This window comes from Sutcliffiella horikoshii (genome assembly GCF_020524325.1).
Lineage (GTDB): Bacteria > Bacillota > Bacilli > Bacillales > Bacillaceae_I > Sutcliffiella_A > Sutcliffiella_A horikoshii_D.
In genome coordinates this window covers 207,615-222,237 of the sequence record NZ_JAIVKY010000002.1, presented here as the reverse complement: position 1 = coordinate 222,237, position 14,623 = coordinate 207,615, and the positions used below count along the sequence as shown (strand labels likewise).

The 14,623-nt window shown below is 40.1% G+C and carries 15 protein-coding genes; 12 read left to right on the top strand and 3 right to left on the bottom strand.

The window, feature by feature from the left end:
• The first annotated feature begins 25 nt into the window (after positions 1-25).
• The 5 genes from LC091_RS02395 to LC091_RS02375 all read left to right on the top strand — a co-directional run bounded on the left by LC091_RS02395 (position 26) and on the right by LC091_RS02375 (position 4,545).
• Entirely contained in the window at positions 26-553 is a 528-nt protein-coding gene (locus LC091_RS02395) for a hypothetical protein (RefSeq protein WP_226680121.1), read from the top strand.
• A gap of 148 nt (positions 554-701) precedes the next feature.
• Entirely contained in the window at positions 702-1,841 is a 1,140-nt protein-coding gene (locus tag LC091_RS02390; RefSeq protein WP_226680120.1) for an acyl-CoA dehydrogenase family protein, read from the top strand.
• Positions 1,842-2,224: 383 nt separating this feature from the next.
• Positions 2,225-2,605 (top strand): cytochrome c550, encoded by a 381-nt coding sequence (gene cccA, locus LC091_RS02385; RefSeq protein ID WP_226680119.1) that lies wholly within the window; start codon positions 2,225-2,227, stop codon positions 2,603-2,605.
• Between the two features lie 115 nt (positions 2,606-2,720).
• Positions 2,721-3,440 (top strand): tRNA (adenine(22)-N(1))-methyltransferase, encoded by a 720-nt coding sequence (locus LC091_RS02380; protein ID WP_226680118.1) that lies wholly within the window; start codon positions 2,721-2,723, stop codon positions 3,438-3,440.
• The gene (locus tag LC091_RS02375; protein WP_226680117.1) at positions 3,427-4,545 is read left to right on the top strand and encodes a Nif3-like dinuclear metal center hexameric protein; all 1,119 of its coding nucleotides are present in this window, start codon (positions 3,427-3,429) and stop codon (positions 4,543-4,545) included. Before LC091_RS02380 ends, LC091_RS02375 begins: the two co-directional genes overlap by 14 nt.
• Positions 4,546-5,267: 722 nt before the next feature.
• On the opposite strand, the gene LC091_RS02370 is transcribed toward LC091_RS02375, so the two are convergent.
• Positions 5,268-6,218 (bottom strand): 4-hydroxy-3-methylbut-2-enyl diphosphate reductase, encoded by a 951-nt coding sequence (locus LC091_RS02370; protein WP_226680116.1) that lies wholly within the window; start codon positions 6,216-6,218, stop codon positions 5,268-5,270.
• Positions 6,219-6,329: 111 nt separating this feature from the next.
• Positions 6,330-7,055 carry a YqfQ family protein gene (locus tag LC091_RS02365; RefSeq protein WP_226680115.1) on the bottom strand — a complete coding sequence of 242 codons (726 nt, stop codon included), beginning with the start codon at positions 7,053-7,055 and terminating at the stop codon, positions 6,330-6,332.
• A gap of 288 nt (positions 7,056-7,343) precedes the next feature.
• On the opposite strand from LC091_RS02365, the gene LC091_RS02360 reads away from it, so the two are divergent.
• Both LC091_RS02360 and LC091_RS02355 read left to right on the top strand, forming a co-directional pair.
• A complete protein-coding gene (locus tag LC091_RS02360) occupies positions 7,344-8,651 on the top strand; it encodes a DEAD/DEAH box helicase (RefSeq protein WP_226680114.1) in 1,308 nt (435 codons plus the stop codon).
• Between the two features lie 74 nt (positions 8,652-8,725).
• Positions 8,726-9,625 (top strand): deoxyribonuclease IV, encoded by a 900-nt coding sequence (locus tag LC091_RS02355; protein WP_226680113.1) that lies wholly within the window; start codon positions 8,726-8,728, stop codon positions 9,623-9,625.
• A 442-nt stretch (positions 9,626-10,067) separates the two neighbouring features.
• Here LC091_RS02355 and LC091_RS02350 read toward each other — a convergent pair whose 3' ends face one another.
• Positions 10,068-10,325 (bottom strand): DUF2624 domain-containing protein, encoded by a 258-nt coding sequence (locus LC091_RS02350; protein WP_226680112.1) that lies wholly within the window; start codon positions 10,323-10,325, stop codon positions 10,068-10,070.
• A 142-nt stretch (positions 10,326-10,467) separates the two neighbouring features.
• Between LC091_RS02350 and LC091_RS02345 the strand changes: the two genes are divergently transcribed.
• From LC091_RS02345 to LC091_RS02325, 5 genes are all read left to right on the top strand, one after another.
• Entirely contained in the window at positions 10,468-11,877 is a 1,410-nt protein-coding gene (locus tag LC091_RS02345) for an ATP-binding protein (RefSeq protein WP_226680111.1), read from the top strand.
• Positions 11,878-12,304: 427 nt separating this feature from the next.
• Positions 12,305-13,081, top strand: coding sequence for a metal ABC transporter ATP-binding protein (locus LC091_RS02340; protein WP_226680110.1), 777 nt, complete (start codon positions 12,305-12,307; stop codon positions 13,079-13,081).
• A complete protein-coding gene (locus LC091_RS02335; protein ID WP_226680109.1) occupies positions 13,081-13,920 on the top strand; it encodes a metal ABC transporter permease in 840 nt (279 codons plus the stop codon). Before LC091_RS02340 ends, LC091_RS02335 begins: the two co-directional genes overlap by 1 nt.
• Positions 13,917-14,327, top strand: coding sequence for a Fur family transcriptional regulator (locus tag LC091_RS02330; RefSeq protein ID WP_226680108.1), 411 nt, complete (start codon positions 13,917-13,919; stop codon positions 14,325-14,327). Before LC091_RS02335 ends, LC091_RS02330 begins: the two co-directional genes overlap by 4 nt.
• 120 nt (positions 14,328-14,447) lie before the next feature.
• A complete protein-coding gene (locus LC091_RS02325) occupies positions 14,448-14,612 on the top strand; it encodes a hypothetical protein (RefSeq protein ID WP_226680107.1) in 165 nt (54 codons plus the stop codon).
• Positions 14,613-14,623 lie beyond the last annotated feature (11 nt).

The following is a 14,623-nucleotide window of genomic DNA, read 5'->3' as shown; positions in this document are numbered from 1 at the left end:
CACCTGTAATTGGAGTGTTAACAAAGTGAATAAACAGCGAAAAGAAACCATTGTTCAAGAAATCGAGTATTGGAAAAGAAACCGACTCCTGCCAGATCAATATTGTGATTATTTGATGGCCCTCTATACAGAAGGGGAAGGAATAAAACAAACCGCTAAAAAAAGAAGAAAGGTATTTTCTCTCTTATTTGCATGTCTGATATCTTTACTTGTTCCTATAACATTTCTTGTCATTTATTTTACTGAAATGCCAGTTCATTTGCAAATGCTCCTGGTAACTTTTTTTGTTCTTCTTTCCATAATCGGATATTTTATTTTTCGAAAAGAAGAATCTTTCATACATATACCGGTCTTTGTAACTGCTTTGCTTATACTTGTTTTTTCCATCAAATCCCTTGAAGTACTGTCAGTTCAGTTGCCTTTAACCTTTACTGTCATCACTTTTCAGACAGTTTTGTGGTTTATTATCGGGTACATAAAAAAATGGTACTATTTAAATATCTCTGCGATAATAACGTTGGTTTTATTTGTTATAAATATTATATCAATGTAACTTCTTGATAATTTAGGCATTTTAAAAAGTTGTGAAAATTCCCTCATATCTATTATAATAAAAATGAAAGCGTATTCAAAGCGTTGTAGGATGGAAGAGAAATACTAGCTCATGCTAATGTTTTCCAAACAACAAGGGGGGAAAGATTTTGAACTTTGATTTAACGTCAGAACAAACGATGATTAAGAAAACAATTAGAGAGTTTTCTGATGAAGTAGTTGCACCGGGGGCTCTCCAACGAGATCGGGATAAAAAATTCCCTGTTGAAGTGTTTCAACAGTTATCACAATTAGGCATGATGGGACTTCCTTTCCCGGAAGAATATGAAGGAGCAGGCGCTGATACGGTCAGCTTTGCCATTGTGGTGGAAGAGTTGAGCAGAGCTTGTGGATCGACTGGTATCACATACTCCGCTCACGTATCATTAGGTGGGGCACCGCTTAACCTTTTTGGTACAGAAGAACAGAAGCGTAATTATCTTGTGCCTATTTGTACAGGTGAATCACTCGGCGCTTTCGGCTTGACCGAACCTAATGCGGGTTCTGATGCAGGCGGTACCAAAACAACTGCAGTTGAAGATGGTGAGGATTTCATCATCAATGGTAACAAGTGTTTCATTACCAATGCTTCCTATGCCAAGCATCTGGCATTAACGGCTATCACCGATAAAAAAGGCGATGAAAAGGAAATCTCTGCTGTCATCGTTCCAACAGATGCCAAAGGATTTCAAGTGATTGATAACTATGAAAAAATGGGACTGAACGCTTCCAATACAACAGAACTAGTTCTTGAAGATGTGCGTGTACCGCAGGAAAACCTTCTAGGTAAGCGTGGAGAAGGGTTCAGACAGTTCTTAATTACCCTTGATGGAGGCCGCATCGGAATTGGTGCCATGGCTGTAGGAATTGCACAGGCAGCTTTTGAGCGAGCGCTCGCTTACTCTCAAGAAAGAAAACAATTTGGAAGATCCTTATCAAGTTTTCAGATTAACCAATTTAAACTTGCTGACATGGCTATGAAACTTGAACTTGCCAGAACGATGGTTTATAAAGCTGCTTGGTTAAAAGATCAGGGAAGACCATTCTCCAAAGAGGCATCTATGTGCAAACTATATGCATCTGAAGTATGCATGGAAATTGCAGATCAAGCCGTTCAACTCCATGGCGGCTATGGATACATGAAAGAATACCACGTAGAACGTTTCATGCGCGACGGAAAACTTCTAGAAATCGGCGAAGGAACCTCCGAAGTCCAAAGAATGGTTATTGCAAGGTCTTTAGGTGTATAGTAAAACGGATTTCTAGCTGTTGATTGGAGCAAAAGGCGAAGACTCCTGAGGGAGATAGCGCTAGGTGGAGACCCCGCAGGCGAAGCCGAGGAGGCTCCAGCAGCGCCCCTAGGAAAGCGAAGCCATTTGCGGAAATCAACAGCGGAGTTACACGTATTCAAAATTATTTTTCCAAAAACACATCACTTTTCATAATTTGAGGTACAATATAATCAACAAACATAAAAACCTTCATCTTTCATGATGAAGGTTTTTGTCTAAACTGTGAATTTAAGAGAGAAGTTCGCATTTAAGTCTTTTCCTATAGTAAAATATAAAGTAAAATAGAGAGTGCTTGTATAAGATAAGACACACGTACATGTACATAAGGAGGTTTGAATAGCATGAATCGTAATCCGCTTATTCCTTTTGCATTTATCGCGGTATTAGGTCTTGGACTAATGTTCCTATTATCTTTCGTTGGACTTGATCAGGCTGAAAAAATTGCATCCGGTGAAGACGAAACTGTAGAATTGTCTGCAGAAGAGCTTTACCAACAAAACTCTTGTATCGGCTGTCACGGCGGTAACTTGGAAGGGGCAGGTGCTGCACCTGCATTGACAGATGTTGGTGAACGTCTATCCCAAGAAGAAATCCAAAACGTTATTGTTAATGGACAAGGCGCTATGCCTGCTGGCTTGGCTACACCTAAGGAAGCTGAAGTTCTTGCTGAGTGGCTGGCTAACGGCGCTAAAAGTGAAGAAAGTAAAGAAGGCGAACATTAAGATTTGTTTTTTTAGAAAAATGTTACACATATAAAAGATCCTTTGCATTTGTGAAGGATTTTTTTTTATACTTGTTATATAGGAATTCAAATACATAAGTAAAGAGGAAACAGACATGAATGAATTAAAACTTTCAAAACGTTTAGAAGCAGTAGCTTCTTTTATACCAAAAGGCAGTGTGTTGGCAGACATCGGTTCAGATCATGCTTACCTACCTTGTTACGCCTATTTGCAGGGAATGATTAAAAGAGGTATTGCCGGAGAAGTGGTAGAAGGTCCCTTTCAATCTGCCATCCAGCAGGTCCGTAAAACCGTATTGGATAAGGTGATTGAAGTGAGAAAAGGGGATGGGTTGGAAGTGATCTCTCCCAATGAGGTTACTTGCATCACTATTGCCGGAATGGGAGGGACTTTAATCCAATCCATTCTTGAAAAAGGAAAGGATAAACTGGCAGGAGTTCAAACGCTTATCCTTCAACCGAATATAGGTGCCAAAAAGATCAGGGTATGGCTTCTTGAAAATGGATGGGAACTTGTTACAGAACAAATTCTGCTTGATGATGGTAGGATCTATGAGATTCTTGTGGCAGAACGTGGAGAAAGTGAAAAACCATACTCGGTGAAAAAAGAGACGTATCTGCTTGTTGGCCCGTTTCTTGCAAAGGAACGGAATGATGTATTTGTACAAAAGTGGACACATGAGCTTGCGCATTGGAAAAAAATAGTGGCGCAGCTCGATGCAGCCGGTCAAACAGAGGCGAATGAACAAAAAAGAAAAGAACTAACAGAAAAAATCAGACTGGTAGAGGAGGAACTGGGATTTGAAAACAGTTAACGGCTTGCAGGTTATCGAGTGGTTCGAACAGTTTTCCCCTAAAAAATATGCAGTCGAAGGGGATAAAATTGGTCTTCAGATTGGTACATTGAATAAACCGATCCATAAAGTAATGGTGACGCTAGATGTTCTTGAAGAGGTAGTTGACGAGGCAATAGATCAGAATGTTGACTTAATTATTGCTCATCATCCGCCTATCTTCCGCGCGCTGCCGACTGTTACAGATAATTCAGCTGCCGGCAAAATCGTCACTAAATGCATTAAGCATGATATCAGCGTGTATGTGGCGCATACGAATCTTGATGTGGCACAAGGAGGCGTGAATGACCTGCTTGCAGAAGCTCTAGAGCTTGAAGATATAGATGTATTGGTACCGACTTATCAAGAGGAACTTCGAAAATTGAGCGTATTTGTTCCAGTTTCTCACGCAGAAACGCTTTTAGATGCTCTTGGTGAAGCTGGAGCAGGGCATATAGGAAACTATAGTCATTGTTCCTTTACAACCGAGGGTGAAGGGCGTTTTCTTCCTTTAGATGGGACAGACCCTTTTATCGGGAAAAAAGGTCAGCTTGAAAAAGTAGAAGAGGTGAAGGTGGAAACTGTATACGCAATCTCTATGGAAAAACGTGTCTTGAAGGCCTTGTTTAAAGCGCACCCATATGAAGAAGTAGCTTATGATATTTACAAGCTTGAAAACGGTATGAACTCCCTTGGTTTGGGGCGCGTTGGAAAGTTAAAGTCAGGAATGTCGCTTGCTGATTTTGCTTCTCATGTGAAAAAAGGACTTGAAGTGGAAAATGTCCGTGTGGTCGGTGATTTAAACAGTGAGATTAAAAAAGTAGCGGTATTAGGCGGAGACGGAAATAAATATATCCATGCTGCAAAGTTCGCAGGAGCGGATGTGTATGTGACGGGGGATCTTTATTTCCATACCGCACATGATGCCATGGCAATCGGCTTGAACGTTGTAGACCCTGGGCACTATGCTGAGAAGATTATGAAAAAAGGTGTGGCGCAGCGGTTAGAGAAGGCAGTTCAGGAGAAGAATTGGGAGCTTGAAGTTATTGTTTCTGAGACGAATACAGATCCGTTTACATTTATGTGATGTTTGTTTGGAGAAGCGATCCTTTGTGGGTCGTTTCTTTTTTTTCGGAGGAGGGTGTCTCTCCGCTCCGAAAATCTCGGGAAAAGGTGAAACGGTAGGAGAGAGGATGTCTCTCCGCCCGAAAAGCTACGTGGAAAGGGAAAACGGTAGGAGAGAAGGTGTCTCTCCGCCTGAAAAGCTTTGGGAAAAGCAAAAACGGTAGGAGAGAGGGTGTCTCTCCGCCTGAAAAGCTTTGGGAAAAGCAAAAACGGTAGGAGAGAAGGTGTCTCACCGTCTGAAAAGCTACGTGGAAAGGGAAATCGGTAGGAGAGAAGATGTCTCTCCACCCGAAAAGCTACGGAGAAAGGAAAAACGGTAGGAGAGAAGGAGTCTCTCTGCCCGAAAAGCTTCGGAGACAGGAAAAGCGGTAGGAGAGAAAATCCCTTAACGGCCAAAGCTCCTCTGTAAAAACAGTAACGGTAATATAGACAGGTTCTATACGCCCGAAGCCCCTCGAAAACAGGAAGAAAGGTAAAATAGAGCGGTTCTAAACGCCCGAAGCCCCTCGAAAACAGGAAGAAAGGTAAAATAGAGCGGTTCTATATGCCCGAAGCTCCTCGAAAAAAGCCGCAAAGGTAACATAGAACCCAATTAATCCTAAACTCACCTCATCTCCTCACTAACCTCAATCCAACGACGCGCCACCAAAAAAAACACCCTCCAAAAAGAGGGTGCAAACAACCTTACGAAGTTTTCGCCTTCTTCACTTTCGGCAAAATCTTTTGCAAAGGTACATTCTTCGTCGTCTTCCACGTATCTTTATTGAACGGATCAAACTGCTCCACAAATTGAATAACTTCTTTTGTGATCGGAGTCGGTGTTGAAGCGCCTGCTGTAACGGCAACCGTGCTTGCGTTCATTAACCACTCTACATTTAACTCGCTGATATCGGAAATGCGATAGGCAGGAGTGCCTGCAATTTCTTGGGAAACTTGAGCCAATCTGTTGGAGTTATTACTCTTTGGGTCACCAACAACGATCGTTACATCGGCTTGTCCTGCTTGTTCTGCCACGGCTTCTTGTCTAACTTGAGTAGCGAGGCAAATTTCTTTGTGTTGCTCGACATGCGGGTATTTTTCTTGGACCTTAACCATGATGTCGGCTACATCCCACTGACTCATGGTAGTTTGGTTGGTAACAATAATTTTCTCACTGTCTATTGACAATGCTTCCACGTCTTCAAGCGTCTCCACTAGATGCACGATAGAAGGAGCAACGCCTACTGCACCCTCTGGCTCTGGATGTCCTTTTTTCCCGATGTAAATAACTTCATAACCTTGTGCTTCTTTCATACGGATCAGGTCATGCGTACGGGTAACATCTGGGCATGTCGCGTCAATGGTGGTTAGACCTTTTTCCTTTGCACGAACCTTCACTTCCGGTGAAACACCGTGAGCAGTGAAAATAACGGTACCTTCGTTAATTTGATCAAGAATTTCAAGGCGGTTCGCACCGTCCAATGTGATGATTCCTTCTTCTTCAAACGCGTCTGTAACATGTTTATTATGAACAATCATACCTAAGATGTAGATTGGTCGTGGTAAAGTTTTGTCTAATGCTGCATTTCTTGCAATCACCATAGCATCCACTACACCATAGCAGTAGCCACGAGGGGCGATTTTTATTAGTTCCATATAGGGATAGCCCTCCTTACATCAAATAAGAGAGTGATAAACACTCTCTCACTACTTACGTCTATTATAGTATAAATAAGAAGGTTAGTACAAAAGAAGATATTAGGAACTTCAGATATAAAGCTTAGGAGCGGAACCTCCTGCTGGTTTTACCTCTGACTCAGTAGCTTTAGGCTTTGGTTTTCCCTTCTTTACTTTCTTTTTTTTGTTGCTTTCCGCTGCACTGTCACTTTCAACCTCTTCCGTTTTTGCTTCCTCGGTTGACTCGTTATCAGTTTCATCGTCATCATCGACATTTTTCAGTTCATTGTAAAGCTTATACATGGCTGGCATATTTCTTACAAGAGGTCCATATTGCTGAACCATCGGCATGACACCTTCTGCCATTTTTAACGCTTTTTGAACATTTCCAAGCATTCCTGTCAGGTTGTTTGGATTAATTAGTTGCTGAAGGGTTCCTGCGTTCGCGAGTTGGCCGAGTCCTCCACCGGCACCTGTATTGGCCAGTTGACCGAGTCCGCCCATATTCCCTATGCTTCTAGCTCCAGTTCTTCCAAAGAGTTTCGCAAGCAGGCCACCGCCACCGCCACGGCTATTTCCGCCTAATAAGCCCATTCCTCGCCCGGCTCCTCCCCCAGCTCCTCCCATAAATGAAGAGGGGTTTCTAAACATTGGATTGGGCATATTGGACATAGGTGGATTGGGCATATTAAACATATTGAACATATTATTATGTGGCTGTTGCATAAATGAAGAGGGACCTGGACCCATGCGGAATGGGGAAGGCCGCATCGGTTGCTGCATTGGTGGCATTGATCGATTTGGTCCAAAAAACATGGTAATCCTCCTTTCTTTCTTGAAAAGAATCATTTTATATAATTGCCGGAATTTAAGTAGCTTTTCTGGTCTCCTATAATTTATGCGAATAGAGCTTGGCATGTTTATTGTCTGGAAAGAATGGGCACAACCGTAGTGTAGCCAAAAAACCAAAACTGCTTTATAATAGTTGTTTGGGGTTAAACAGAACGTAACGGAACGCGAATAACTCATGAATGAAAATAGAAACTTTAAAATAATGACATAGATACATATTCCATGCATGATTTTAAAAGTGGAGGTAAATAAATGAATACAACGTTTGAAAAGTTTAATTTAAAGCCGTTTATTTTAGAAGCGGTAAAAGAACTTAGATTTCAAAAGCCAACAGAAGTTCAAGAAAGAATGATTCCTTCCTTATTAAATGGAGAGAGTGCCATTGGACAGTCTCAAACAGGAACAGGGAAAACACATGCTTACCTTATTCCAATCTTGAGTAAAATTGATCCTTCCCTACAGGAAGTACAAGCTGTTATCACAGCGCCAACAAGAGAACTGGCTAATCAAATTTACCAAGAAGTATTAAAAATCACTAAGTTTTGTTCTAGTGAAGACATGATAACAGCACGTTGTTATATTGGCGGTACGGATAAACAACGTACGATTGACCGTCTTAAACAGCAGCCGCATATTGTAGTTGGGACACCTGGCCGTATTAAAGATTTAATGGTGGAAAATGCTCTTTTAGTCCATACTGCGAGAACAATAGTGGTGGATGAAGCCGATCTTATGCTTGACATGGGGTTCATTGAAGATATCGATAAGGTAGCTGCGGCAATGCCGAAAAATCTTCAGATCATGGTATTTTCAGCCACAATTCCTGAAAAGTTGAAACCTTTCTTACGCAAATACATGGAAAATCCAAAATATACACATGTTGCACCTAAACAGGTGACTGCAGCAAAAATCAAGCACTTACTTATTCCGGTTAAATCCAAAAGCAAAACGAAATTATTGCATGATGTTCTTGTGCAATATAACCCGTATCTGGCGATTGTTTTTACCAACACGAAGAAAAAAGCAGATGAAGTGGCAGATGCATTGCTTGAGCAAGGTCTAAAAGTAGGTAGAATTCATGGGGACCTTAATCCGCGTGAACGTAAAAAGATGATGAAGCAAATCAATGACTTGGAATATCAATATGTGGTGGCAACAGACCTTGCTGCAAGAGGTATTGATATCGAGGGAGTCAGTCATGTTATCAACTATGAACTTCCCTCAGACCTGGATTTCTATGTCCACCGTGTTGGACGTACTGCACGTGCCGATTACTCTGGAAATGCTATTACACTATATGAACCAACAGACGAGAATGCTTTAGCGCAAATCGAAAAATTGGGAATAGAGTTCACGCAGATGGACTTAAAAAACGGTGAGTTGGTTGAAATCGGCCCACGAAACAAACGTCAAAACCGTAAAAAACAGATCAATGAAATTGATGTTGCTGCGAAAACAGCTGTGAAAAAATCCACAAAAGTAAAACCAGGTTACAAAAAGAAACACAAGTATGAAGTAGAACAGTACAAAAAGAGGCAACGCCGTCTGAAGAAAAGATAATCATGGGCAATCCGATAACCTTTCATGGCATCCTTATGATAAAATAAAGGCTGATTGTTAGAAGAGGTGATGTTATGGAAAACTTACTAATTGGATCTCACGTATCCATGAGCGGGAAAAAAATGCTGCTTGCTGCAAGCGAAGAGGCTGCTTCATATGGTTCTAATGTATTTATGATCTATACAGGTGCTCCTCAAAATACGCGAAGAAAAAAAATAGAAGACCTTAACATAGAAGCAGGTCTTGCACATATGAAAGAGCATGGATTAAAGGAAATTATTGTACATGCTCCTTATATCATCAATATTGGTAACTCCCAGAAGCCGGAAACTTACGAGCTTGGAGTGAATTTCCTAGCGGAAGAAGTAAGAAGAACGGATGCTATCGGAGCAAAACAGATTGTCCTTCACCCAGGTGCTCATATTGGTGCAGGAACGGAAGTAGGCATCAGCCAGATTATTAAAGGGTTGAATGAGGCACTGACTAAAGAGCAAAATGTTCAAATCGCATTGGAGACTATGGCTGGAAAGGGTTCTGAATGTGGTCGTACTTTTGAAGAATTGGCTGCCATCATTGATGGTGTCCACCTTAACGAAAAGCTTTCCATTTGTCTAGACACTTGTCACGTACATGATGCAGGATACGATATTGTAAATGATTTTGATGGGGTATTGAAGCAGTTTGACGATATCATTGGTTTAGACCGCCTGAAAGTCCTTCATATCAATGACAGTAAAAATGTGTGTGGTGCTAGTAAAGACCGCCATGAAAACATCGGATTTGGTCATATTGGCTTTGATGCAATTAATTATATTGTTCATCATGATCAATTAAAACATATCCCGAAAATATTGGAGACGCCATACGTTGGTGAAGATAAGAAAGACCGCAAACCGCCATACAAGCATGAAATTGCCATGCTAAAGAACAAGCAGTTTGATGAAGAACTATTGACGAAAATCGTGAATGATTGATTAATAAAAAAGAAGCAAGGGACATGAAAAATGTGCCCTTGCTTCTTTTTTTAATAACACCAGTTGAGTTCCTTTCCAGGCGCTTCGCTTGCCTGCGGGCGGTCCGTGAGCCTCCGGGGTCTCACCTGTCCCTTCCTCCCGCTGGCGTCTGCGCGCCTTCCACTGCAATCAACAAGGTAACTTCATTCTGCTAAAGGATAGCAAAAGAAAAGCTACATAACTGAGTTAACTGATAGGGTATTAACGTTAATTCAACCTAGTATCTAGCTGTGAATTGGAGCAAATGGCATAGACTCCAGCGGGGGAGTAACGGTAGGTTGAGACCCCTGAAGCGTTGTGAGGAGGCTCAAGCACCATCCCGCGGAAAGAGAAGCCATTTGCGGAAAGGAACAGCGATAATTAATCAATACTAAAGTTCTTTTGTTCTTAAGCTGATTATTTCTTACTTTGTAAACTCTAAAAATAACTGATTCACTTTTTTCGCTGTCTCATGTCCGGTTATTTTTGCGACTTCCTTCATCAATTGAATTCTCTCAGACGTGTTAAATACATTTACTTTTTTGGAATTTAAAAGAGCAGATACCTTCTTTGCTTGGTCCGGTGTCAAGGAGATGTTATACTCCCCGCTATACTTCATCAATTCTTCTGCCGTAATGTTGTGAAGCTTCTTGTTTACGATTTGTTGATAAATGTTCATCATATTATCCCTCCCATTTTAGCCTATGATAGAAAAACAAAATGGCTACCTTTACGAAATAATATGACAACTGTTGGGAAATTATTGTATAATTAAAATATTCCATGAACGAAAGATATTTAAAGGGTAACGAGGGGGAGTCACCTTGTCGTTTATTATAGATAAAAAAGAACAAGATATATTTCAGCATTTAAGTTCAGATTTACGACTTATCTTGAATGCGAATGGCTTTATTGAAGAGTGGAATGAGAGAGCTAGCACGTTTCTTTCCATATTGGAGGAGAACCGCTCTTTTTTTCTGAGCTTTCCATCAAGCTATCGCCAAGAGGTCTATACATATTTAAAGGATATCTCTGAATCGCCTGGGAAAGAGATAAAAAGGATTTTGTTTCATCGAATAAACGGCAGTTTCTATGAAGTCGTCTATACAGGCATCCTGTCTGAAGAGCGTATATATTTGTCAGGGCACATAATTGAAAATAAGAATAGTTCGGTAGTTCTTCCACTCCATTACGGCACGATTGAACAATCATTGAAGGTCAATGAATTTATGACCAATTCATTGGATATAGCCATATTGGTTCTCTCACAGGGAGGGAAGATTGAATACATTAATAACCGGTGTTTAACATTATTGGAGCTTGATGTTGGTGAGGACTATATCAATCTTGAGTTCGATGATCTATTAACTCCTGTCTTTTTAAAAGAGAAGTTATATGAGATTTACGAAGAAGTTATTCAAAATAAGAAGTTCAAAGAGCGAATCTGCTATGACGATGAAGTATTATATCAAATTCAAGGAATCTTGTTTGAACGAACAGAGAAGGTATTCTTTATCATCCATGACCGCTCTTATCAGCAGAAATTCGAAAATCTCCTTGTTTACAAACAACAGATGGAATCTGTATCTCAAATCTCTGCAGGAATGGCACATGAATTAAGAAATCCATTATCTGTTATTAAGGGATTTATTCAACTATCCCAGATAACGAATAATTGGAGTAAATATTACGATACCATCATGGCTGAAATAAATCGGATGAATTCCATCATCGAGGACTTTTTATCTGTTTCCAGAAAAAAAGTGAAAAAGCAGCTTATTGAGCCGCAACATATTTTTCAGTCCTTGGTTTATATTTTTCAATCAGAATGTTTATTACATAATATAGATTTTGACTTTGAAATTGAGGCAGTAGAAGAGCAGGTATTGGTCAATGAGGCCATGATTAAACAAGTCATGCTGAATTTCTTAAGGAATGCCATCGAAGCCTTCTTACCGGAACAGAAAAACAAGTTGTTTTTATTACGAGCCAAGAAGTCAGATACCTTCTATGAAATTACCGTCGTAGACAACGGGAAAGGCATGGCGGATGATGTATTAGATCGTATTGGCAAACCGTTTTTCACAACAAAAGAAAAGGGGAATGGACTGGGCATTCCGCTATGTAAAAAGATAATAGAAGATCATGATGGCGAGTTATTTATCGACAGCAAATTAGGAGAAGGATCCACCTTTTGCTACCGTTTGCCACTGATCAAGGAAAAGCCTGAATAGGGCTTTTTTTGTTTGAAGAATTAGAACCATATATAATCCGTTTGCGGAAGTTATAGCGGTTTGTTAACCAAACAACTAAAACTTTGTTAGCATTAAAAGGACCTAGCTTATTTTGCCCGGTTTTTCATATGTATAGTTGTTCTGAGATAAGGTATGAAGACAATCTCATCAAGCAAATTCGTCTAGAAACGTCTTCATTAGGGGTATGAAGACGACTTTCGATAGTAAAATCGTCTAGAATTGTCTTCATCATTAGTATGAAGACAATTTCGGCAAGAGAAATCGACTGAAACTGTCTTGTCTTCATTATCAAGTAAACTGAGCAAAACCAAAACAAGCCTCTTTATTTACTTTTCCACCCAGCTGTTGTATACTAACTTATTGTTATAAAATCGTAATGATTCTTATCTTTTAAGGTGTGATAAAGTTGGAAAATGTATTAGAAATCAAAGGACTATCCTATAAATATGAAAAACAAAACGTCATTGAAAATATAAATTTAAGCATACCTAAAGGTGCTTTCCTGGGTCTTGTCGGACCAAACGGTTCCGGTAAATCAACACTTTTAAAATGTATCCTTGGACTTTTACGTCCTCAAAAGGGGACCATCGAACTGTTTGGAAAGGATATCCGCAAGTTTAAGGATTGGAGTAAGATCGGCTTCGTCTCACAAAAGGCGAACAGTTTCAACTCCGGTTTCCCGGCAACAGTTTTTGAAGTAGTCTCAACGGGTCTTGTTTCAAAGGTTGGCTTATTGCGTTTCTTCAACAAACAACACAAAGAGCAAATCTTAGAAGCCATTCGAGCGGTGGGAATGGAAGACTTTATGGATAGAAATATTGGAGATTTGTCTGGTGGCCAACAGCAACGAATTTTTATAGCTAGAGCGTTAGTGAGTGAGCCTGAGCTCCTAATCTTAGACGAACCTACAGTGGGAGTCGACATCAAAAATGTACAAAACTTCTACTCCATGCTTTCCCATCTAAACAAAAAGCTAGGCATCACATTGATCCTAGTCACACATGACGTTGGGACGATCACGGAAAAAGTAACGCATGTGGCCTGCTTGAATAAAAATCTACATTTTCACGGTGTGACAGATGAGTTTGAAAAATTACGTACGAATGACCTTTCTCAGTTTTACGGGCATGATGTACATGTTTTAAGTCATGATCATCATCACCATGATGGAGGGCATATGTAATGATATCAGCTTTTATGCAATTTGAATTTTTAAGGAATGCATTTTTTACAGGAATATTAATTGGCTTTTTAGCACCTCTATTAGGTGTTTTTGTCGTGGTAAGGAGATTATCGTTGATTGCAGATGCTTTAAGCCATGTGACCTTGGCCGGGATAGCGGCAAGCTTGCTGGTGGAAAAGCGTTTCGGCTTGATGGTAGGTGTGAGCCCTATTTATTTCGGGATGGCGTTTTCGGTGACAGGTGCACTGTTTATTGAAAAGCTTAGAGGAGTTTATAAACACTATCAAGAGCTTGCCATTCCCATCATTCTGTCATCAGGAATTGGGCTTGGGGTAATCTTTATTTCACTTGCAGATGGTTTTAATACAGATCTTTTTAACTTCTTATTCGGGAGTGTAAGTGCAGTAACATCATCTGATTTTTGGACGGTCTTTATCGTAACTATCGGAGTACTGGTCACCATCATGTTATTTTACAAAGAGTTTTTTATCCTTTCGTTTGATGAAGAACATGCCAAGGTGTCCGGTGTGAATGCACGAGTATTTCATTTGGTATTCATTATAATGGTGGCACTTGTTATTGCAGCTTCTATGCGTATTGTTGGTATCCTTTTAGTATCTTCCCTAATGACTTTACCAGTAGCAGCGAGTATGCGATTGAGCAGAGGTTTTAAGCAAACTATCGTTCTGGCGATAATATTTGGAGAAATTGCAGTGATCGGTGGATTAATTTCATCTTTCTATTTTGATCTTGCTCCCGGTGGAACCATTGTCATTCTATCCGTTCTCATTTTGATTGTCACCATTCTTTGGAATAAAGTAAGGGGTGTAAAAAAATGAATGTATCACAAGCACTCACTCTAATGAAAGATAAGGGATATAAGTATACGGGAAAAAGGCAGGAAATGCTTGAATTGTTTGCTACAGAAGATAAGTATTTGACTGCAAAAGATGTCTTGGATTCCATGAAGGACAATTATCCTGGTTTAAGCTTTGACACCATCTATCGTAATCTTGGGGTTTTTGTGGACCTCGGAATTTTAGAGAGCACTGAACTTTCAGGTGAGAAACATTTCCGCTTTACCTGCTCAACAAAACATCATCATCATCATTTTATCTGCATGGTATGTGGGAAGACAAAGGAAATTGAAACCTGCCCGATGCAAGACCTGGAGGATAATTTGAAAGGCTATGATGTTACAGGCCATAAATTTGAGATCTATGGAAAGTGCCCGGAATGTGTCTAAAGTAACAAATTAAGAATTATCTCATATATAGTAATTACCACCTATTTTTAGATGTGTGCCCTCTAAAAATGGGCGGTTATGGACGAAACATGTTCTAAAAGATGCGTAAGGGTGTATGAGATGACAACAGAGAGTGCACAGCTTTCCTCTTTGAAAAGAGAGGATTTTGTTGACATTATGATTAGAATCCGAGAAATGGGATCTAACAGAAAAGATATTAGCACAGAAGACTTTGTGAAGGCGATTGAAAGCCAGCTTCTGCTTGCGATGTCTCGATCAAAATAAAAAGGAGAGTG